At 65.6% G+C, this 19,673-nt stretch carries 17 protein-coding genes and 2 tRNA genes; 13 read left to right on the forward strand and 6 right to left on the reverse strand.

The window, feature by feature from the left end:
* Positions 1 to 67: 67 nt before the first annotated feature.
* Together A6A05_RS05750 and A6A05_RS05755 are read left to right on the forward strand one after the other, a co-directional pair.
* Positions 68 to 1,279, forward strand: a complete 1,212-nt coding sequence (locus tag A6A05_RS05750) for an NnrS family protein (protein ID WP_068498353.1) — start codon at positions 68 to 70, stop codon at positions 1,277 to 1,279.
* A 62-nt stretch (positions 1,280 to 1,341) separates the two neighbouring features.
* On the forward strand, positions 1,342 to 1,794 hold the full coding sequence (locus A6A05_RS05755) for a hypothetical protein (protein WP_068498355.1): 453 nt from the start codon (positions 1,342 to 1,344) through the stop codon (positions 1,792 to 1,794).
* Positions 1,795 to 1,811: 17 nt separating this feature from the next.
* Here the strand turns inward: A6A05_RS05755 and A6A05_RS05760 are convergent, their stop codons facing one another.
* The 4 genes from A6A05_RS05760 to A6A05_RS05775 all read right to left on the reverse strand — a co-directional run bounded on the left by A6A05_RS05760 (position 1,812) and on the right by A6A05_RS05775 (position 5,210).
* Positions 1,812 to 3,437 carry a tetratricopeptide repeat-containing serine protease family protein gene (locus A6A05_RS05760; RefSeq protein WP_068498357.1) on the reverse strand — a complete coding sequence of 542 codons (1,626 nt, stop codon included), beginning with the start codon at positions 3,435 to 3,437 and terminating at the stop codon, positions 1,812 to 1,814.
* A gap of 94 nt (positions 3,438 to 3,531) precedes the next feature.
* Positions 3,532 to 4,893: a GNAT family N-acetyltransferase gene (locus A6A05_RS05765; protein ID WP_156520923.1), complete on the reverse strand. Its 1,362-nt coding sequence runs from the start codon at positions 4,891 to 4,893 to the stop codon at positions 3,532 to 3,534.
* Positions 4,894 to 5,011: 118 nt separating this feature from the next.
* Positions 5,012 to 5,086: transfer RNA gene (locus tag A6A05_RS05770), tRNA-Asn, on the reverse strand.
* A 50-nt stretch (positions 5,087 to 5,136) separates the two neighbouring features.
* Positions 5,137 to 5,210, reverse strand: a tRNA-Cys gene (locus tag A6A05_RS05775).
* Between the two features lie 212 nt (positions 5,211 to 5,422).
* On the opposite strand from A6A05_RS05775, the gene A6A05_RS05780 reads away from it, so the two are divergent.
* The 6 genes from A6A05_RS05780 (at position 5,423) to A6A05_RS05805 (ending at position 11,924) form a co-directional block, all read left to right on the forward strand.
* Positions 5,423 to 6,076 carry a protein-L-isoaspartate O-methyltransferase family protein gene (locus A6A05_RS05780; RefSeq protein WP_068498361.1) on the forward strand — a complete coding sequence of 218 codons (654 nt, stop codon included), beginning with the start codon at positions 5,423 to 5,425 and terminating at the stop codon, positions 6,074 to 6,076.
* A 297-nt stretch (positions 6,077 to 6,373) separates the two neighbouring features.
* Positions 6,374 to 7,762 carry a TolC family outer membrane protein gene (locus A6A05_RS05785; protein WP_068498363.1) on the forward strand — a complete coding sequence of 463 codons (1,389 nt, stop codon included), beginning with the start codon at positions 6,374 to 6,376 and terminating at the stop codon, positions 7,760 to 7,762.
* 126 nt (positions 7,763 to 7,888) lie between these two features.
* Positions 7,889 to 8,545 carry a DUF2497 domain-containing protein gene (locus tag A6A05_RS05790; RefSeq protein WP_068498366.1) on the forward strand — a complete coding sequence of 219 codons (657 nt, stop codon included), beginning with the start codon at positions 7,889 to 7,891 and terminating at the stop codon, positions 8,543 to 8,545.
* A gap of 104 nt (positions 8,546 to 8,649) precedes the next feature.
* Positions 8,650 to 11,313, forward strand: coding sequence for a valine--tRNA ligase (locus A6A05_RS05795; RefSeq protein WP_172822203.1), 2,664 nt, complete (start codon positions 8,650 to 8,652; stop codon positions 11,311 to 11,313).
* A gap of 78 nt (positions 11,314 to 11,391) precedes the next feature.
* Positions 11,392 to 11,640 (forward strand): CopG family ribbon-helix-helix protein, encoded by a 249-nt coding sequence (locus tag A6A05_RS05800; protein WP_068498370.1) that lies wholly within the window; start codon positions 11,392 to 11,394, stop codon positions 11,638 to 11,640.
* The gene (locus A6A05_RS05805) at positions 11,637 to 11,924 is read left to right on the forward strand and encodes a type II toxin-antitoxin system RelE/ParE family toxin (RefSeq protein ID WP_068498372.1); all 288 of its coding nucleotides are present in this window, start codon (positions 11,637 to 11,639) and stop codon (positions 11,922 to 11,924) included. Before A6A05_RS05800 ends, A6A05_RS05805 begins: the two co-directional genes overlap by 4 nt.
* A gap of 18 nt (positions 11,925 to 11,942) precedes the next feature.
* On the opposite strand, the gene A6A05_RS05810 is transcribed toward A6A05_RS05805, so the two are convergent.
* Positions 11,943 to 12,713, reverse strand: a complete 771-nt coding sequence (locus tag A6A05_RS05810; protein ID WP_068498374.1) for a metallophosphoesterase family protein — start codon at positions 12,711 to 12,713, stop codon at positions 11,943 to 11,945.
* Positions 12,710 to 13,624, reverse strand: a complete 915-nt coding sequence (mamU, locus tag A6A05_RS05815; protein ID WP_068498376.1) for a lipid kinase MamU — start codon at positions 13,622 to 13,624, stop codon at positions 12,710 to 12,712. Before mamU ends, A6A05_RS05810 begins: the two co-directional genes overlap by 4 nt.
* Before the next feature lie 118 nt (positions 13,625 to 13,742).
* On the opposite strand from mamU, the gene A6A05_RS05820 reads away from it, so the two are divergent.
* From A6A05_RS05820 to rpsB, 5 genes are all read left to right on the forward strand, one after another.
* Positions 13,743 to 15,371, forward strand: coding sequence for an acyl-CoA synthetase (locus A6A05_RS05820; RefSeq protein ID WP_068498378.1), 1,629 nt, complete (start codon positions 13,743 to 13,745; stop codon positions 15,369 to 15,371).
* 77 nt (positions 15,372 to 15,448) lie between these two features.
* Complete coding sequence (locus tag A6A05_RS05825) at positions 15,449 to 16,567, forward strand: HD-GYP domain-containing protein (RefSeq protein WP_068498380.1); 1,119 nt, start codon at positions 15,449 to 15,451, stop codon at positions 16,565 to 16,567.
* Positions 16,568 to 16,685: 118 nt separating this feature from the next.
* Complete coding sequence (locus A6A05_RS05830) at positions 16,686 to 17,792, forward strand: HD-GYP domain-containing protein (protein WP_172822205.1); 1,107 nt, start codon at positions 16,686 to 16,688, stop codon at positions 17,790 to 17,792.
* Positions 17,793 to 17,796: 4 nt separating this feature from the next.
* Positions 17,797 to 18,648 carry a penicillin-insensitive murein endopeptidase gene (mepA, locus tag A6A05_RS05835; protein ID WP_068498384.1) on the forward strand — a complete coding sequence of 284 codons (852 nt, stop codon included), beginning with the start codon at positions 17,797 to 17,799 and terminating at the stop codon, positions 18,646 to 18,648.
* Positions 18,649 to 18,829: 181 nt separating this feature from the next.
* Positions 18,830 to 19,618, forward strand: coding sequence for a 30S ribosomal protein S2 (gene rpsB, locus A6A05_RS05840; protein WP_068498386.1), 789 nt, complete (start codon positions 18,830 to 18,832; stop codon positions 19,616 to 19,618).
* Positions 19,619 to 19,673: the final 55 nt, after the last annotated feature.

Here is a 19,673-nt window from a genome sequence, read left to right on the forward strand (position 1 = left end):
TCAAGGCCAGTCGGCAAGCCAAATCCGACACTTCAGCCCACGGATCGAACCCAGGAGGAACCTTCATATGGCCACCATACCGCTGCAGGAACCCCGTCTGCGCCGCACCGGCGGGTCGGTGTTCTTCGCCGCCGGCTTTCGTCCGTTCTTCCTGTCGGCCGGCCTGGTGCCGCTGGTGATGCTGCCTTTGTGGCTGGTGGTCTATGCCGGCGGGCTGGATCTGGGCATCGCCACCGCCCCCTCGCTGTGGCACGGCCATGAAATGCTGTACGGCTTCGCCGGTGCCGCCATCGGTGGTTTCCTGCTGACGGCGGTGCCCAACTGGACCAACAGCCACCATGTCGAGGGCCGGCCGCTGATGGTCCTGTTCGCCTTGTGGCTGGCCGGTCGGGTCGGCTTCGCCTTGGCCGGCCTGCTGCCGCCGGCGCTGGTGGCGGTCATCGATCTTGCCTATCTTCCGCTGCTGGGCCTGATGGTCGGTCGTCCGCTGGTGGCCGCCGGCAAGTGGCGCAACATCTCGTTCCTGTTCATCCTGGCCGCGCTGTGGCTGTCGGACCTGGCCATCCATGCCGACATCGTCTTTGGCCTGGGCGACGGATTGGCCGCCCTGTGGCTGGGGATCGGCCTGGTGCTGGTGATGATCGTCGTCGTCGGCGGCCGGATCGTGCCGTCCTTCACCATGAATTGGCTGCGCATGAACGGCCAGCCGGTGGAAATCGAGCCGATCGGCTGGATCGAGAAGGGGGGCGCTGCTGTCTCGGTGCTGGTGGGCATTTTCCTGGCCGCCCTGGCCCCGACCTCGCCGGCCGCCGGCATAGCCTTGCTGGTGGCGGCTTCCATCAACGGATTTCGTCTGTCGCGCTGGCACGGCCACAAGACCCTGACCAACCCGATCCTGTGGGTGCTGCATCTGGGCTATTTGTGGCTGGTGATCGGCCTGGCCTTGCTGGGATTGTCGAGCTTCGTGCCGGCCCTGCCGCCCAGTGCCGCCGTGCATGCCCTGACCGCCGGCGCGGTCGGGACCATGGTGCTGGGCGTGATGAGCCGGGCCGCCCTGGGTCATGCCGGCCGCATGCTGGAAGTTTCCCCGTGGACGGTGGCGGCCTATGTGCTGTTGTCGCTCGGCACCTTGGCGCGGGTGGCCGCCCCCTTGGCCGGCGGCGCCCAGATGGGGCTGACCCATGCCGGCGGCACCTTGTGGACCTTGGCCTGGGGATTGTTTGTCGTGGTCTATTTCCCCATCGTCACCCGGCCGCGCGCCGACGGCCGCCCCGGTTGATGCCGCTTGCGCTGGGCCGCCCCCCGATGAAATAGTGGGGGAACGCCTGCATCGGGGGGGTCATGATCGGTCTTTGGGTGAAGCGAGGCGCCGTGTTGGCGGCGATCGGACTGCTGGGCGCGTGCGCCTCGGTGGTGGGATCGACCGAATCGACGGTGCAGATCCGCACCAATCCCGACAAGGCCCGCTGCGAGCTGAAGGGCATGGACGGCTTTGAAGCCACCATCGAGACCCCGGCCGCCATCACCATCCCCAACCGTGCCTCGCCGGTGGCGGTGATGTGCCTGGCCCCGGGGTTCCGCCAGACCGCGCACACCCTGACCGCCTCGGCCGACGGCTGGATCTGGGGCAATTCCGCCTTCATGGTGGCGACCGGCGGCATCGCCGTGCTAGGCGCGCTGGTCGATGAAAGCCGGGGCGCCGGCAAGGCCTATGCCGAAGAGGTGGATTACACCCTGACGCCCGACCGGCCGCGACCGGTCAAGCTTCGGACCCGCGACGCCCCAGGACGCTGATCATACTTTGGCGCTGATCATCCTTCGCATTCGATGAAGGCGGTGACCTTCCTGACCTTGTCGCCGACATCGGCCGCCGACATGGTGGGGGTGGCCGGCGCCGTCGAAAAGGTCAGGGAATTGTCGGTCAGGAACTTGCGGGCCAGGTCCGCCTTGATGGCGAAATTGACGTTCTGCGGGATGTCGCCGGTGCGCTCGGCAACGCGCGAGGCGTTCAGCTTCGACACCACCACGCCGACCACCGATCCGCTCATGTCGACGACCGGGCCGCCGGAATTGCCCGGCTGGATCGGCGCGGTCAGCTGGTAATGGCGCTTGTCGCCCTTGATGCCGGCCATGGCGCTGATGACGCCGTCGGTGATGTTGGGCTCTCGCGACAGCAGCGCCGACAGCGGAAAGCCCACCACCACCACCTGGTCACCCGAGCGGATCGGCTTGTCCTCGCGGAAGCGGGCGATGTCGGTGGGGCGCAACGACGTCTTCAAGGCGGCCAGATCATTGGCGTCGTCGCGGGCGACCACCACGGCGGCCTCGGCCCGGCCGGTGTCGCCGATGGTGACGCGGATGTTGCGGCAGACCTTGACCACATGGGAATTGGTCAAGACGATGCCGTCGGCATTGACGGCGAAGCCCGAGCCCGACGATATTCTCGGCCGCTCCGGTGCCGCTGGCAGGGCCGTCTGGCCGCCGGCCGCCGCCGATTGCGGGCCAGAAACGGCTTCGCCGCCGCCGTCTCTGCCGGGCTTCCACTGGGCGGCCCGGGCGTTGGCCCGCTGTTCCTGGTCGGGGTTGGTGCTGGCCTTGGCCTTGTCGCGGGCCTCGGCGAAGCGGGCGATGTCCTGGGGCTTGGCCTGGCGCGCCGCCAGGCTCAGGAAGTAATAGCTTTTCTCGATGTCGCGCGGCACGCCGACCCCGTTCAGATAGGCCTGGCCGACATTGAACAGCGACGATCCGTCGCCCTGGTTGCCGGCGCGTTCGAACCACTTGACCGCCTCGGTCTGGTTCTTGGCGGTGCCGTTGCCGTTCCACAAGGCGGCGCCGTACAGGTTCTGGGCGGTCATCAGGCCCTTCTCGGCGGCCTTTTTCAGCCACGGGACCGCCTCGGCGGGGTTCTGGGGCACGCCGCGCCCGAACCAATGGGCGATGCCGATGGTTTCCCAACTGGCGGGAATGCCCAGGTCGGCGGCGCGGCGCAGATAGGTCAGGCCCTTGGCCTCGTCCTTCGGCACGCCGACGCCCTGAAAGTGGATCTGGCCCAGATTGTTGAGCGCGTTGGGCTGGTTCTGGTCGGCGGCGCGCAGGAACATGATCAGGGCGCGGTCGCGGTCGGCGGTGATGCCCCTGCCGGCGAAATAGGCAGTGCCCAAGGCGAACTGGGCCAAGGGATCGTTCTTGTCGGCGGCGATGCTCAGCAGGCGGACCGCCTCGGCCTCGTTGCGGGCGATTCCGATGCCGTTCAGCAGCATATAGCCCAGCCGGGCCTGGGCCTCGACATGGCCGCTTTGCGCCAGGGGCTGCAATTCGCGCAGCGTCACCGGCCAGTCCTGGCGCGAGAAGGCGGCCTTGGCCTCGTCCCAGCCGGCTTCGGCGGGGCCGGCGGCGACGGCCAGGGCCAGCAGGGCGGGGATCAGCAGGCGTTTCATGGATGGGTCCTTCGAACAGCGCAAGGAATGGTGTCGGGCTTGGAACAACTATAATCACCGATGGATGAATGCACAAACGGGCCGATGACGGCTTCTAACGGACCTGGACGGCATGCCAGGTCCGCTCGAGCCGGGTGCGGGCGAAGCCGCGCTTGAACAGGGCGATGCCGGCATGCTTCGTGCCGAAGGCGGGGTCGATCTGCAGGGGCGCCATGTCGAACAGCTTCTGGCCGCGGGCCTTGGCGTCCTGAATGGCGGTCCAGACCAGGGCGTGGCTGAGCGGCCGGCGCTCGCCCGGGGCCGAGACGCTGGAGCTGTAGATGGTGGTGGTGCCGTGGTCGGCGGTCAGCACCGCCGAGATCGGCGTGGCTCCGTCATAGCCGACCCACAGATGGGTCCGCCCGGCGGCCAGGCTGTCGCGGATCGTGTCGATGGTGTCGAACGAAAATCGCCCGATCATCGCCTTGAGATGCAGGTAATCCTCGATCAACGCCCGGTCGTCGGCCGTCCAGGCACGAACGTCCATCAGGCGAAGGCCGCGCTTGGTGTCCTGGCGATGGGTCTCGCGGAAATCGGCGAAAATCGTCTCCTCGGGCCGGGCCAGGTCGATCTGGACATAATCCACCCGGCGCGACCAGGTGCGGTGGCTGTCGATCCATTGCCGTAGCGGCTCGGGCTCCAGGTCCAGGTCGGCGGCGGTCTCGACCATCACCAGATCGGCCCCGGACCAAATGGTCAGATAGCGAAGATGGTTGATGGCAAGCGCCGCCAGTTGGTCGTCGGGTCGCGCGCCCCGGGCCGAAAAGATCACCGGCACGCCGCCGAACTGGACCGAGGCGTTGCCGCGCACCCAGGCATCCAGCCGCATCGCCACCTGGCCGCCCTTGAGGACCAGGAAGGACAGGTCCTCGGCGGCGCCGATCGGGGTGTCCACCGCGTCCAGATCGACGGTGCGGGCCTCGTCGATCCATTGCGGAAACTCGTCCGTTGCGCAGGCGTGGCAATATTCGTCGAAGCGGGCGGGGGCGTTGCGGCGGGTCAGCGTGGTCAGGCCGTCGGCGCTGCTTTCCTCGACCGTTTCAGAGGCGTCGGGTTCGGAATAAAGCCGGCGGGCCACCCTAAGGCGGGGGGCGTCGGGCAATCCCAGCGCCCGCCACCACATGCTTTCCTCGCAATAAAGGTCGCCCAGCACGAAGCGGTCGGTGGTCGCCTGGCGGGCCAGGAACAAGGCCACCAGGGCCGAGCGGGGAAGATTGGCCTGGCCCAGTTGCCCGGCCAGACGCCGCCAGGCCTCGCCGTCGGCGGCGGGCACATCCAGAGCGGCGGCAAGATACGGCCACAGGGTCGGCCCCAGCACCCGTTCCCATTTCGCCATGCTTCCCGGCTGGGCCGACGGCAAAACGCGGGCCAACGCGCGATCGAGGCGTGGCGAGTGGATGGCCGGTGTTGCATTCACGGACACAGAAATCCTGCCCAGAGAGTTCCGTCGGCACTGTCGGACGGGTTCTTCGAAAAGACAAGGGTGGATGAAAGCAAAAGGGCCGGCCGTCTTTTTCGGACGACCGGCCCTTGATTGGCTCCGGAGGAGGGATTCGAACCCCCGACCAGCCGGTTAACAGCCGGCTGCTCTACCGCTGAGCTACTCCGGATCAGGGGGTCGTCGCGGTAGGGACCCACTGAAAACTGTTCTCACGAGCACTGGAGGCCGGGGCCGGAATTGAACCGACGTACGCGGATTTGCAGTCCGCTGCATCACCACTCTGCCACCCGGCCCTCCGTCAGACCGGGCCAGAGGCTTGAAAGCGACCGGTGCCCGACGTGAGGACCGTGCTTATACGCGGGTTGGTCGGACTGGTCAAGCCGATGTTTATGGGCTTTCGACACTTCTTTGGAAAGGGTTTGAGTCGGCCATTTTCCGGCGGTATAAGGCAGGCAGCGCCAGCTTTCAGGGCGGCGCCCCGTCACCAGACATCACGAGGGACCTCATGGATTTCGCCGCCGCCCGCTTCAACATGGTCGAAAGCCAGATTCGCACCAACCGGGTGATCGAGCCCAGGATCGTCCGGGCGCTGGGCGCCGTCCCGCGCGAGATGTTCGTTTCGAAGCCGATGCGCGCCTTCGCCTATGTCGATGAAGACCTGGATGTCGGCGCCGGCCGGGTGGTGATGAAGCCCTTGATCCTGGCCAAATTGCTGGAAGCCGCCGGTATCAAGGATAGCGACGTGGTCTTGAACATCGGCGATTGCACCGGCTACGTCACCGCCGTCCTGGCCCGGCTGGCCCAGACCGTGGTCTCGATCGAGGCCGATCCCGAAATGGTCGCCCGTTCGGGCCAGACCTTGACCTCGTTGGGGGTCGACAACGCCGTGGTGGTGCAGGGTCCCTACGGCGGCGGCTATCCCGCCCAGGCGCCGTTCGACGTGATCTTCCTGTCCGGCGCCATGGCCGAGATTCCCGTCGATCTGCGTCGCCAGCTGGCCGACGGCGGCCGCCTGGTCGGCGTGGTCGATGACGGCAAGGGCGTCGGGCGCGGCACCGTGCTGGTGCGGGTGGGTGACAGTTGGGGTAGTCGCGTGGTCTTCGACGGCACCACCGCCCGCCTGCCGATGCCGGCCGCCAAGCCGGTGTTCCGGTTCTAGGTCAAGGAACTTCCGAAACCGAAACTATCCAGGAAAATGGCGCTTCGCCGTCTTGCGTTTAAGACTTCGTAAATAACCTTGGTGATTAATTGGCCTAGTCGGCCCAGCCCGGTTTCTGCCGAGGCTCCGGCGTATGCGGTCGATTGCGGCGATGTTTCTGATCCGCAACAATTGCTGCGCTGAAGCGTGGACATGGGTGGATCGTTATTGATGGTGCGGGCGGTGGGGGAGAAGGTCCCGTTGTCTCTTTCGTCTGGACGAATTAGGACGGTCTCGAGCCTTGCAGGAAGGTGCGGTATGAAAAAGAGCTTTTGGATGGCCGGTGTCGCGATGGCTGGATTGGTGGCGCTGGGCGCCCCGCCGGCCGCCGCCGAGACCTTGGAAGAGGTCCTGGCGATCGCCTATGCCACCAACCCGACCTTGCTGGCTCGGCGCGCCCAGTTGCGCGCCACCGACGAAGAAGTGCCGCAGGCGCTGTCCAAGTGGCGGCCGACCGTGACCTTCACCGACGAGTACGGGCGCGGCAAGTATGAATCCAATTCCTACACCGGCTCCTCGGCCCAGGGCCGCGAGCAGGGCCGTACCTCGGACGACAAGACGCTGACCGTCACCCAGTACCTGTATCGCGGCGGCAAGACCGTCGCCGGCACCCGCCAGGCCGAGGCCAACGTACTGGCCGGCCGCGCCGACTTGCAGTCCAAGGAACAGACCATCTTGCTGAACGCGGCCACCGCGTACCTGGATGTCGTGCGTGACGAATCGGTCCTGAAGCTCAACATCAACAACGAGCAGGTGCTGCGCCGTCAGCTGGAAGCCGCGCAGGAACGTTTCCGCGTCGGCGAGATCACCCGTACCGACGTCAGCCAGGCCGAGGCCCGCCTGTCGGGCGCCGTCGCCGAGCGCGCCGCCGCTGAGGGCGCGGTGCAGAATTCCCGCGCCAAGTTCATCACCCTGATCGGCCGTTCGCCGGAATCGCCGCAGGCTCCCAAGGCCCCGGCCGCGGTTCCCGCCAGCTTCGACGAGATCAAGGCAACGGCTCTGGCCAAGAACCCGCTGGTGATCTATTCCGACTGGACCGCCCAGTCGGCCAAGGAAGGAATCGACTTGGCGCGCGGCGATCTGCTGCCGTCGGTGACCTTGAACGGCGAACTCAGCCGCAAGCTGTCGACCTCCAGCCAGGGCAGCGAGTTGGAAACCGCCGAAGCGACGGTCAAGCTGTCGGTGCCGCTTTATGAGGGTGGCCAGTATTATTCGGCGCTGCGCGAAAGCAAGCACACCTATGGCCGGCGCAAGATCGAGGCCGACCAGGCCCGTCGCGACGCCCTGGAATCCGCCACCAAGGGCTGGGAAGACCTGCAATCGACCCGGGCCCGCATTTCGTCGATCGAGGCGCAGATCCGCGCCTCCGAGCTGGCCCTGGCCGGTGTCGAGGAAGAAGCCAAGGTCGGTTCGCGCACCGTGCTGGACGTGTTGGACGCCGAACAGGAACTGTTCCTGGCCCGTGTCAACCTGGTCAAGGCACAGCGCGACCAGATGGTTTCTGCCTTCACCTTGAAGTCGGCGCTGGGCGAAATGACCGCCACAGGTTTGGCGCTGAATGTCGAAACATATGATCCGCGCAAGAATTTCGACGACGTTCGTTATCAGTGGATCGGTTCGGGAATCAACGAGAAGTACGAGGATTGACGGCGGGGGCCGCAATCTTCTTAATGATTTGTTCTAGGTCGTGCGGCATGATGTCCTGCATAGGACGCCGGGGGAGCATCGGATAGTCGAGCTATGAGTGACGACAAGGCACAACAGGAACCTTCAATGGAGGATATCCTTGCCTCGATCCGACGCATCCTGTCGGAAGACGAGGTCGAGGATAAGAGCGCCACTCCGGTCGCGGAGCAGCCGCTCGAGCCCGAGCCCGAGCCCGAGCCGGAACCCGCTCCGTTGCCGCAGGACGACATCGACGCGCTGTTCGCCCAGGCGGCTCCGGCGCCCGAGCCCGAGCCCGAGCCGGAACCGGTTTTCGAGCCGGAGCCGGTGTTCGAACCCGAGCCCGAGGAAGAGGAAGATGTCCTCGAGCTGACCGACGACATGGTGCTCGACGATAACGGGCCGGCCTTCGACATCAACGAATTCAAGCCCGATGTCGGCGAGTTCGATTTCGAGTCCGAACCCGAGCCGGAACCCGAGCCGATGCCGGTCCGGCGCATGCCGCCGATGGAATCGCCGGCCGAGCCGCTGATCTCGGATCCGGTGGCCCGTCATTCCACCTCGCTGCTGTCGGACCTGGCCCGCGAAATCGTGCGCCACCGCGGTATCGGGCTGGGCAATGGCGGCATCACCCTGGAAGACATGGTGCGCGAATTGCTGAAGCCGATCCTCAAGGAATGGCTTGATGACAACCTGCCCTACATGATCGAGCGGCTCGTGAAGCAGGAAATCGAGAAGATGGTAAACCGCGCCGAGAATCTATAATCTCCGCCGGCCCGAGATTTCAAACAGGCGGCTCGGGGCTCTCCGGGCCGCCTTTCCTTTCCCACCCTTCGTTCATCGATCAAGCAACAGGAACAGCCCTGGTCATGCTGGACAAGACCTATCGCCCCGGGGATGTCGAATCCCACCATTACGGCCGCTGGGAACAGTCGGGCGCCTTCGCCGCCCGCCCGGATTCCAACAAGGTGCCCTATACCATCATGATGCCGCCGCCGAACGTCACCGGCAGCCTGCACATGGGCCACGCGCTGACCTTCACGCTGCAAGACGTGTTGATCCGCTACAACCGCATGGCCGGGCGCGACGCGCTGTGGCAGCCGGGCACCGACCATGCCGGCATCGCCACCCAGATGGTGGTCGAACGCCAGCTGGAAGCGCAAAAGATCACCCGCCACGATCTGGGCCGCGACAAGTTCATCGAGCGGGTGTGGGAATGGAAGGCCGAATCGGGCGGCACCATCACCCGCCAGCTGCGCCGCCTGGGCGCCTCGCCCGATTGGGCGCGCGAACGCTTCACCATGGATGACGGTCTGTCGGAAGCGGTGCGCAAGGTCTTCGTGACCCTTTACAAGCAGGACCTGATCTATCGCGACAAGCGCCTGGTCAATTGGGACCCCAAGCTGCACACCGCCATTTCCGACCTGGAGGTCGAGCAGCGGGAAGTGAAGGGCCATATGTGGCACTTCCGCTATCCGGTCGAGGGGATGGAAGACACCTTCATCACCGTGGCGACCACCCGGCCCGAGACCATGCTGGGCGACACCGCCGTCGCCGTCCATCCCGAGGACGAGCGTTACACCCATCTGGTCGGCAAGCTGGTGCGCCTGCCCATCGTCGGCCGGCTGATCCCCATCGTCGCCGACGAATATTCCGACCCGACCAAGGGCACCGGCGCGGTCAAGATCACGCCCGCCCACGATTTCAACGATTTCGAGGTCGGCAAGCGCCACGATTTGCCGATGATCAACATCCTGGATCGCGACGCCAAGTTGACCGGCGACGTGCCAGAGCGTTTCCAGGGCCTGGACCGCTATGACGCCCGCAAGCTGGTGGTGGCCGAGATCGAGGAACTGGGCCTGTTGGACAAGATCGACAACCACGTCCACATGGTCCCCTATGGCGACCGGTCCGGCGTGGTGATCGAGCCGTGGCTGACCGACCAATGGTTCGTCGACGCCGCCACCCTGGCCAAGCCGGCGCTGGAAGCGGTCGAGACCGGCAAGACCCGCTTCGTGCCCAAGCATTGGGAAAACACCTATTACGAATGGATGCGCAACATCCAGCCGTGGTGCATTTCGCGCCAGATATGGTGGGGCCATCAGGTTCCGGCCTGGTACGGCCCCGACGGCAAGGTCTTCGTCGAACTGACCGAGGCCGAGGCCCTGGCCGCCGCCGCCGCTCATTACGGCCAGGCCGCCACCCTGACCCGCGACACCGACGTGCTGGATACCTGGTTCAGTTCGGCGCTGTGGCCGTTCTCGACGCTGGGCTGGCCGGAACAGACGCCGGAACTGGCGCGCTATTACACCACCGACGTCCTGGTCACCGGCTTCGACATCATCTTCTTCTGGGTCGCCCGCATGATGATGATGGGCATCCATTTCATGGGTGAGGTGCCGTTCAAGGAAATCTACATCCACGCCCTGGTCCGCGACGAAAAGGGCCAGAAGATGTCGAAATCCAAGGGCAACATCATCGATCCCCTGGACCTGATCGACAAATATGGTTGCGACGCGCTTCGCTTCACCCTGACCGCCCTGGCGGCGCAGGGGCGCGACATCAAGCTGGCGGAAGGCCGGGTCGAGGGCTATCGCAACTTCGCCACCAAGCTGTGGAACGCTGCGCGCTTCTGCCAGATGAACGAATGCGCGCCCGTTGAAGGCTTCGACCCGACCAAGGTGACCGGCACGGTCAGCCGGTGGATCGTCGGCAAGGCGGCCGAGACCGCCGACAAGGTGGCCCAAGCCCTGGCCGGCTATCGTTTCGACGCCGCCGCCAACGCCGCCTACCAGTTCGTCTGGGGCACCTTCTGCGACTGGCACCTGGAATTCGCCAAGCCGATCTTTGGCGGCACCGACGAAGCCGCCAAGGCCGAGACCCGCGCCGCCACCGCCTGGGTGCTGGACGTGATCTTGCACATCCTGCATCCCTTCATGCCCTTCATCACCGAAGAGCTGTGGGCCAAGCTGGGCGGGCGCACCGACCAGCTGATGCTGCGCGATTGGCCCCGCCTGGACGGCGTCGCCAATCCGGCGGCCGAGCAGGAGATGGATTGGGTGGTCCGGGTCATCTCGACCATCCGTGGCGTGCGTTCGGAAATGAACGTGCCGGCCTCGGCCAAGACGGAGCTTTTGACCAGCGGCCTGGACGCGCGGACCCTGGAATGGGGCCGCACCCACCAGGACCTGATCCTGCGCATGGCCCGCCTGGACGTGGTCGAGTGGGAGGCCAGCGCCGCCCGTTCGGTGGCGGTTCTGGCCGAGGGTGCGGTGCAGATGGTGGTCGATGGCGCCACCTTGATCATGCCGCTGGCCGGCATCATCGACATCGATAAGGAACGGGCCCGCCTGGAAAAGGAACTGGTCCGGGTCGAGGCGGAAGTGGTCAAGGTCGATCGCAAGCTGGGCAATCCCGACTTCGTCGCCAAGGCCGCCCCCGAGGTGGTCGAGGAAAACCGCGAGCGCCGCGAGGAATGGCTGGCCGCCAAGGCCAAGCTGCAAGAAGCGATCGCCTGCCTGTCGGGGGCGTGAGGGCAGGGGGGGCGGTCTTGCCCCTCGACACCAAGATGCCTACAATGTATTCGGTCGTATTCCATGGGACGTGCCGCCATGCGTAGAGATGTCACCATCACCGCGCGAATTGAGACCGATTTGTCAGACCGCTTGAACCGGCTTGCCGTGATGCAAGGCCGCAGCAAGTCGTGGGTGGTGGGCGCGGCCATCAAATCCTATCTTGATGCCGAACTGGCCTTCGTCGAGGCGGTCGAGGATGGACTTGCCGACCTGCGTCAGGGCCGTACCGTACCCCACGACGAGGTTGTTACCCGCTTCCGGTCCCGTTTCGGGAGTGGTGCTTGATCGTCCGCTGGACGAGACGGGCTGAATCCGATCTGTTCGCCCAATGTGACCGGATTGCTCGGGACGATCCCAGACTTGCCGCCCGGATTGGCTTCGAGATTTTTACAATCGTCGATAGTTTGGGCGATTTTCCCTATCGTGGCCGTTCTGGACGCGTGGGCGGCACCCGCGAATTGGTTTTGTCCAGATCGCCCTGGGTTGCGGTTTATACGATCAGCGATGACGCGGTGATCATTCTGCGCCTATTGCATGGCGCTCAGGCCTATCCAGCCCCCGATCAGTGACACCTGTTGAATATGGGATCAATCGTGGTGCCACAGGCCCGACAGCTTGTGGAAGCCGTGGCGGTGCACGGTATGGAACTCTTTGCCGTTCCATCCGCGCACCTCGACGGTGATTGCGGGCATGCCGACCCGGATCAGGGCATAGCCGTTGGCATCCTCGCGCAGCCGGGTCGAGCAGGCGGTCGAGGCCTGCACCAGCACACACGAGTGGTGATGGCCGGCATGGATCAGCTCGATATGGGCATGGTGGACATGGCCGGCCAGCACCAGGTCGATACCGCGCTCGGCCAGGCTGGCGAAGGGGTGGCCGGCCTTGGCGGTCGAGGGCGGATGGTGCAGGAAGGCGATGCGGCAATGGCTGGCCGGCGTCTCGGCCAGCACCTGATCGACATGGTCCAGATGATGGTCGCGCAACTTGCCGCTTTTCCAGCGCAGATGACGGGTGCTGTCCAGCCCGACCACCACCAGGCGCTCGTCGGTCCAGACCGGGCTTTCGTCATGATCGGGAAGGTGGCGGGCGAACTTGGCGCGCGGCGCGAACAGGCGGGCCAGCGGGCGATAAAGCGGGGCCAGATCGTGGTTGCCCGGCACCACCAAGGACGGCGCAGGCAAGCTTTCCAGAAAGGCGCGGGCCTGGGCGAACTGGGCGGTGCGGGCCCGCTGGGTCAAGTCGCCCGACACGATGACCAGATCGGGCCGGTGCTGTTTCAGGTCGTGACGCAGGGCGGCGACGACCTGATCGTCGGTGCGGCCGAAATGCAGGTCGGACAGATGGGCGATCAGTCTCATGGAACGGCCTTGGGCGGGGCAGGGGGCGGCACCAGCATGCGCAAGGCCTTGGGATTGACGCGAAACACCAAGGGCGAGGCCAGCACCGTGACCTCACCGTCCAGGGACAGCATGACCCGGCGCTTGCGCCCGGTCACCCGGACCTCGTGGGCGCTGAAGGTTTCCAGCAGGCTGCCGACCCGCCAGCGGCCGATCAGGGCGTTGAAGGCCAGCCACAGCAACGACAGGCGCGAATTGCACTTGGCGATGTGGACCACCAACTCGCCCTGGTCCAGCGTCTGGCGTTTCAGCGGCAAAGGCTCTTCGCGCCAGGCATTGTTGGAAATGACCAGAAGCGGCGTCGATACCGTGGTGGTGTTGTCGCCGATGGCCAGCGTCACCGTCACCATCGGATAGCGGCGAAAGGCCCGAAGCGCCGCCAGGGCGAAGGCCGGCCACTTGGTCAATCCCTCGCGCTGCAGGCGGTCGCGGCGGCGCACCACCCGCGGATGCATGCCCAACGACGCCCAGATGGCGAAGGGCAGGCCGTTGACCTCGCCCAAATCGATCTCGGCCTCGTGGGCGCCGGCCAGCACCCGGGCCGCCTCGACCGGGTCCAGCGGCAGGCCGATGTCGCGGGCCAACAGGTTCAAGGTCCCCAGTGGCAACAGGCCCAGCGGCTTGGTGCGGCCGATGCCGGCCAGCACGGCGGTCAGGATGGTGCCGTCGCCGCCGCCGGCGATCACCGCGTCGATGTCGGACCGGGTCGCCAGCGCCGACAGCCGGGCGGCCAGGTCGCGTCGGCCGCAGACCTCGACCTCGACCGCGTGACCGGCGGCCTGGAACTGGTCGGCGATCGCCTCGACCGTCTGTTCCAACGGAAGGCGGCGGAAGGTGCCGGCGGCACGGTTGATGACCAGGGCAAGGCGCATGGGGAAATCCAGCCCGGCTTGAGCGCCGCTGTCAATTGCTGAAAAGGCGGGCGTTGAAAAAGGGGGGCGGGCGACGCATTCTCGTGCTCAAGCAAGCAGCGACCCAGGAGACCAGAAAATGGCGCATCCCTACGACACCCACCTGGACAAGAACCCGGCTAATTTCGTGGCGCTGACGCCGCTGCATTTCCTCGAGCGGGCCGCCAGCGTTTACCCGGCGCGGGTGGCGGTGATCCATGGCGAGTTGCGCTTCACCTGGGCCGAAATCTATGCCCGCGCGCGACGCCTGGGCTCGGCGCTGGCCAAGCGGGGCATCGGGGTGGGCGACACCGTGGCGGTGATGGCCCCCAACGTGCCGGCGATCTTCGAGGCCCATTTCGGCGTGCCGATGATCGGCGCGGTGCTGAACGCCTTGAACATCCGCCTGGATGCCGAGGCCCTGGCCTTCATCCTTGACCATGGCGAGGCCCGTGTGCTGATCACCGACCGCGAATTCTCGGGCGTGATCAAGAAGGCGCTGACCATGACGGCGCGCAAGGACATCCTGGTCATCGACATCGACGACCCGGCCTATAGCGGCGGCGAGCTGTTGGGCGAGATGACCTACGAGGCGTTCCTGGAAACCGGCGATTCCGATTTCGCCTGGCGCTGGCCCGCAGACGAATGGGAAGCCATCGCGCTCAATTACACCTCGGGCACCACCGGCAATCCCAAGGGCGTGGTCTACCACCATCGCGGCGCTTACTTGAACGCCATCGGCAATGCCATGACCTGGGGCATGAGCGGCCATCCGGTCTATCTGTGGACCCTGCCGATGTTCCATTGCAACGGCTGGTGCTTCCCGTGGACGGTGACCGCCCTGGCCGGCACCCATGTCTGCCTGCGCCGGGTCGATGCCGCCCACATGTTCGCCGCCATCGAGGCCCACAAGGTCACCCATCTGTGCGGTGCGCCCATCGTCATGGGGCTGTTGATCAACGCCTCGGACGCCGACCGCCGACCGCTGCCCCATCAGGTCGAGTTCATGACCGCCGCTGCGCCGCCGCCGGCCGCCGTGATCGGCCGGCTGGAAAGCCAGGGCTTCAAGATCACCCACGTCTACGGCCTGACCGAGGTCTATGGACCGGCCTCGGTCTGTTCGTGGCACGAGGAATGGGACGAACTGCCGCTGGACGAACGGGCCCGGCTGAAAGCCCGCCAGGGCGTGCGCTATGTGATGGAGGAAGGCCTGATGGTCGCCGATCCCACCACGCTGGAACCATGCCCGAAGGACGGCGTCACCATGGGCGAGGTGTTCTTCCGCGGCAACGTGGTGATGAAGGGCTATCTGAAGAATCCCAAGGCCACCGACGAGGCCTTCGCCGGCGGCTGGTTCCACACCGGCGATCTGGGGGTGTGGCACGCCGACGGCTATCTGGAACTGAAGGACCGGTCCAAGGACATCATCATCTCGGGCGGCGAGAACATCTCGACCATCGAGGTCGAGGGCGTGCTGTACCAGCACCCCGACGTGGTCGAGGCCGCCGTGGTGGCCCGGCCCGACGAGAAGTGGGGCGAGACGCCCTGCGCCTTCGTGATGCTGAAGGACGGGGCCAGCGTGTCCGAAAAGGACATCATCGACTTCACCCGCCAGAAGCTGGCCCATTTCAAATGCCCGCGTACGGTGGTCTTCGGTCCCTTGCCCAAGACCTCGACCGGCAAGATCCAGAAGTTCATCCTGCGCGAGACCGCGAAGGGGCTGGGCTGACCACCGGGGCCCGTGAGCGTTTGACCTGTCCAACCGGCCTCTGTTAGCATCTGCTCAGTTGGGGCAGGGGGGGCGCCTTGAACGAGGTCGACCAGGGGCTTTATCGTGGGGTCGCCGAACGCTTGATCTGTCTTCATGACGAGATCAAGACCGACGGGACGTTGGTGGCGCTGAACCGCGTCGCCATCGCCCTTTACGATGCCAAGACAGATCTGCTCAAGACCTTCATCCATTCGTCCGACGGCGACAGCCCGCTGGTCAACCACACCAGCCGGCTGGCCGACGTGCCCAGCCTGCAGCAACTGGCCGGGACCGGGGCGCGGCGGATCATCCACGATCTGACCGAGGCGGCCGAGCGCGGTCAGGACCATGCCCGCCGCCTGATCGCCGCCGGCTATCGTTCCAGCTACACCATGCCGATCCAGCATCGCGGCATCCTGTACGGCTTCGTGTTCTTCAATTCGTTCCAGGCCGGATATTTCGCCCCGTCGGTGGTGCAGCGACTGCGGCCCTATGCCGAACTGATCGCGCTGTCGATCATGCGCGATCTCGACACCCTTCGGATGATGCAGGCGGCGGTCAAGACCATCCGCTCGGTCAGCTCGGCCCGCGACGAGGAAACCGGGGCGCATCTGGCCCGCATGGCCCGCTATGCCCAGGTGGTGGCACAGCGCCTTGCTGGCCCCAACGGGCTGACCGACGAATATGTGGAATATCTGTTCCAGTTCTGCCCGCTGCACGATGTCGGCAAGATCGCCGTGGCCGACGCGATCCTGCTCAAGCCCGGCCGGCTGACCGCCGACGAATTCACCGCCATGAAGGCCCATGTGGCCAAGGGCGTGGAAATCGTCGACGGCATGATCAACGATTTCGAGTTGCGCTCGCTTCCTCATTTCCAAGTCTTGCGCAACATTGTCGCTTACCATCACGAAGCCTTGGATGGATCGGGTTATCCCTATGGTTTATCTGGGGTGGACATTCCAATCGAGGCACGCATCGCCGCCGTCGCCGACGTCTTCGACGCCCTGACCTCGACCCGGCCATACAAGGAGGCCTGGGACGTAGACCGGGCTCTGGGCCTGCTGCGAGACATGTCCGGCATCAAGTTCGCCCCTGATTGCGTTGCCGCCTTATGTGAAAGCGAAGCCGAGATCCGTGAAATCCAGGCGAAGTTCACCGAAACTGTTTTTGATTGACGGTTGCGTTACAACCTGTTTTTGACGCTGACGCAGAAATTAACGTATAGTCCGCTCCAAGCAATATTGGATCGCGACACGCATCATGGGGATCACGTCCGCTTCAGACTCGACGAAGGTGGCATATCGGCCGATCCAACAGGGTCTGGCCGAACGGCTGATGTGCCTGCATGACGAGATGAAGCGCGATTTCGACGGTGTCAACCGCATCGCCGTCGCCATCTACGAACAAAAGACCGACATCTTGCGGTCGTTCGTCCATTCCTCGGAAAGCGACAATCCGTTCGACCACACCGTCGCTCGGCTGGCCGACCTGAAATCGCTGGCGGAACTGGCCCGCACCGGGGCCAGGCGGGTGATCAACGATCTGACCGACCATGTCAGTTCGGCGCCGGCCCATCGCCGCCGGCTGACCGGGGCGGGCTATCTGTCCAGCTACACCGTGCCGATCTTCCACAAGGGCGTGTTCTACGGTTTCGTGTTCTTCAATTCGTTCCGCAAGGGCTATTTCACCGGTCCGGTGGTGCGCGGCCTGAAGGCCATCGCCGAGGTGGTGTCGCTGCAGACCATCATGGAACTGGACGCGATCCGCATGATCCAGGCGGCGGTCAAGACGGTGCGCCAGATCAGCCGCGTCAGGGACGAGGAAACCGGCACCCACCTCGAGCGGATGTCGCGCTATACCCGGCTGATCGCGCTTCGGCTGGCGCCGCGCAAGGGCATGAGCGACGAATGGGTCGAGTTCCTGTTCCAGTTCTCGCCCTTGCACGATGTCGGCAAGATCGCCGTGCCCGACCAGATCCTGTTCAAGCCCGGCCGGCTGACCACCGAAGAATTCGAGATCATGAAAAGCCATGTCGGGCGCGGCAACGAGATCGTCCAGGTGATGGCCGAGACCTTCCGCCTGACCCAGGCGCCCTATCTGCGGGTGCTGCGCAACGTGGTGGCTCATCACCATGAAGCGGTGGACGGGTCGGGCTATCCGGCCGGCCTGGCCGGCGACGAGGTGTCGCTGGAAGGCCGCATCGTCGCCGTCGCCGACGTGTTCGACGCCCTGACCAGCACGCGCCCCTACAAGAAGCCGTGGAGCGTTGAAGACGCTCTGGGCTTCCTGACCGAGCAATCGGGCAAGAAGTTCGATCCGGAAGCGGTCGAGGTGCTGAAGCAAAGCCGATCGGCCATCGCCGACATCCAGCGCCAGTTCGCCGAAGCCCCGTTGGATTAAGACCATGCGGCGGTTGATGATCCTGGTGGCCTGCTTGATGTCTTCCGCGGCCGGGGCCTCGCCGGCCGATCGGTGGGCGGCGATCGGCCAGCCCTCGGCCGACGACCATCCGCGCGCCATCGGGGGCGCAGCGGCCGGCTGCATCGCAGGCGCGGTGGCGCTGCCGCCCGACGGAACCGGCTATCAGGTGCTGCGGCTCGAACGCAATCGCAACTGGTCCCATCCCCGCACCATCGCCTTCATCCAGGATCTGGGCCGCAAGGCGGCCGCCGACGGGGCGGGGCCGTTGTTGATCGGCGATCTGTCGCAGCCGCGCGGCGGCCCGATGGCCTATGGCCACGGCAGCCACCAGAACGGGATCGATGTCGATATCTGGTTCCGGTTGCCCGGGCGGGCCTTGATGCCCGACGAGCGGTCGCGGCCGGTGCCGATGTCGATGGTCAAGGGTAAGGCGGTCGATGCCAAGACCTGGACCCCACGGCACCTGAAATTGCTGGAACGCGCCGCCGGCCCGCCCGAGGTCGATCGCATCTTCGTCAACCCGGCCATCAAGGCCGCCGCCTGCCGCTCGGCCAAGGGCGACCGCGCCTGGCTGGCCAAGCTGCGGCCGTGGTGGGGCCATGACGAGCATTTCCACGTCCGCCTGTCCTGTCCGCCCGGCGATGGCGAGTGCGCCCCCCAGGCATCGGTTCCCGACGGCGACGGTTGTGGGGCGGAACTGCAATCCTGGTTGGCGCGTCCGACCATCCTGCCCGAGCTGGGCCGCGACAAGCCCAACACCCGCCGGCCGGTCCTGCCCGAGGCCTGCACCGCCATCCTGGACCGCCCAGCGCGGATTCCGGCGGCGGCACGCTGATTTCCGCCCCCCGATAACCCACGTCAGGCTTGCCAAGCCGGCCGAGAGGGAGTACAAGCCGCCGATCAATCCGCACGCGGGTCCGCGGCGGCGTGCTAGTCGCGTCGTCGCTCCGGTGTCGGGGCTCGTCCCCGGCGACACCCGCGGAGGCTTAACCGGAGAATGGAAGGAATTTTCTCCAATGGCTCTGCCCACTTTCACCATGCGTCAACTCGTCGAAGCCGGCGTGCATTTCGGTCACAACACCCGCCGCTGGAACCCGAAGATGGCGCCGTACCTGTTCGGCATCCGCAACGGTATCCACATCATCGACCTGCAGCAGTCGGTCCCGATGCTGCATGCGGCGATGACCGCGGTGCGTAACGTCGTCGCCGGTGGCGGCCGCGTCCTGTTCGTCGGCACCAAGCGCGCAGCCTCGGACATCGTCGCCGAATCGGCCAAGAAGTGCGGCCAGTACTACGTCAACCATCGTTGGCTGGGCGGCATGCTGACCAACTGGAAGACCATCTCGCACTCGATCAAGCGCCTGCGCGAGCTCGACGAGCAGCTGGCCTCGGGCGCCCTGTCGGCGCTGACCAAGAAGGAACAGCTGGTCCTGTCGCGCGAGAAGGAAAAGCTCGACCGCGCCCTGGGCGGCATCAAGGACATGGGCGGCCTGCCCGACATCCTGTTCATCATCGATACCAACAAGGAATCGCTGGCGGTTCAGGAAGCCAACAAGCTGGGCATCCCGGTGGTGGCCATCCTGGATTCGAACTCGGATCCGGCCGGCATCACCTTCCCGGTTCCCGGCAATGACGACGCCATCCGCGCCATCCAGTCCTATTGTGATCTGGTTGCCGGCGCCGTGCTGGACGGCATCCAGGCCGAAATCGGCCGCGCCGGCGGCGACATCGGCGCCCAGGCCGAGGCCCCGGTCGAGGTGATCGCCGCCGAAGCCGAGCCCGAGGTTGTCGCTCAGGCCGAATAAGGCGTTGATTGACGATAGACGGCGGCGACCTGCGTCGCCGCCGTTTTCGTAAGAA

It is taken from the genome of Magnetospirillum moscoviense, assembly GCF_001650635.1.
GTDB lineage: Bacteria > Pseudomonadota > Alphaproteobacteria > Rhodospirillales > Magnetospirillaceae > Magnetospirillum > Magnetospirillum moscoviense.

Coding starts and splice junctions, on each gene's coding strand:
- A6A05_RS05750 (WP_068498353.1), top strand. CDS start 68: ATGGCCACCATACCGCTGCAGGAACCCCGTCTGCGCCGCACCGGCGGG.
- A6A05_RS05755 (WP_068498355.1), top strand. CDS start 1,342: ATGATCGGTCTTTGGGTGAAGCGAGGCGCCGTGTTGGCGGCGATCGGA.
- A6A05_RS05760 (WP_068498357.1), bottom strand. CDS start 3,437: ATGAAACGCCTGCTGATCCCCGCCCTGCTGGCCCTGGCCGTCGCCGCC.
- A6A05_RS05780 (WP_068498361.1), top strand. CDS start 5,423: ATGGATTTCGCCGCCGCCCGCTTCAACATGGTCGAAAGCCAGATTCGC.
- A6A05_RS05785 (WP_068498363.1), top strand. CDS start 6,374: ATGAAAAAGAGCTTTTGGATGGCCGGTGTCGCGATGGCTGGATTGGTG.
- A6A05_RS05790 (WP_068498366.1), top strand. CDS start 7,889: ATGGAGGATATCCTTGCCTCGATCCGACGCATCCTGTCGGAAGACGAG.
- A6A05_RS05795 (WP_172822203.1), top strand. CDS start 8,650: ATGCTGGACAAGACCTATCGCCCCGGGGATGTCGAATCCCACCATTAC.
- A6A05_RS05800 (WP_068498370.1), top strand. CDS start 11,392: ATGCGTAGAGATGTCACCATCACCGCGCGAATTGAGACCGATTTGTCA.
- A6A05_RS05810 (WP_068498374.1), bottom strand. CDS start 12,713: ATGAGACTGATCGCCCATCTGTCCGACCTGCATTTCGGCCGCACCGAC.
- mamU (WP_068498376.1), bottom strand. CDS start 13,624: ATGCGCCTTGCCCTGGTCATCAACCGTGCCGCCGGCACCTTCCGCCGC.
- A6A05_RS05820 (WP_068498378.1), top strand. CDS start 13,743: ATGGCGCATCCCTACGACACCCACCTGGACAAGAACCCGGCTAATTTC.
- mepA (WP_068498384.1), top strand. CDS start 17,797: ATGCGGCGGTTGATGATCCTGGTGGCCTGCTTGATGTCTTCCGCGGCC.
- rpsB (WP_068498386.1), top strand. CDS start 18,830: ATGGCTCTGCCCACTTTCACCATGCGTCAACTCGTCGAAGCCGGCGTG.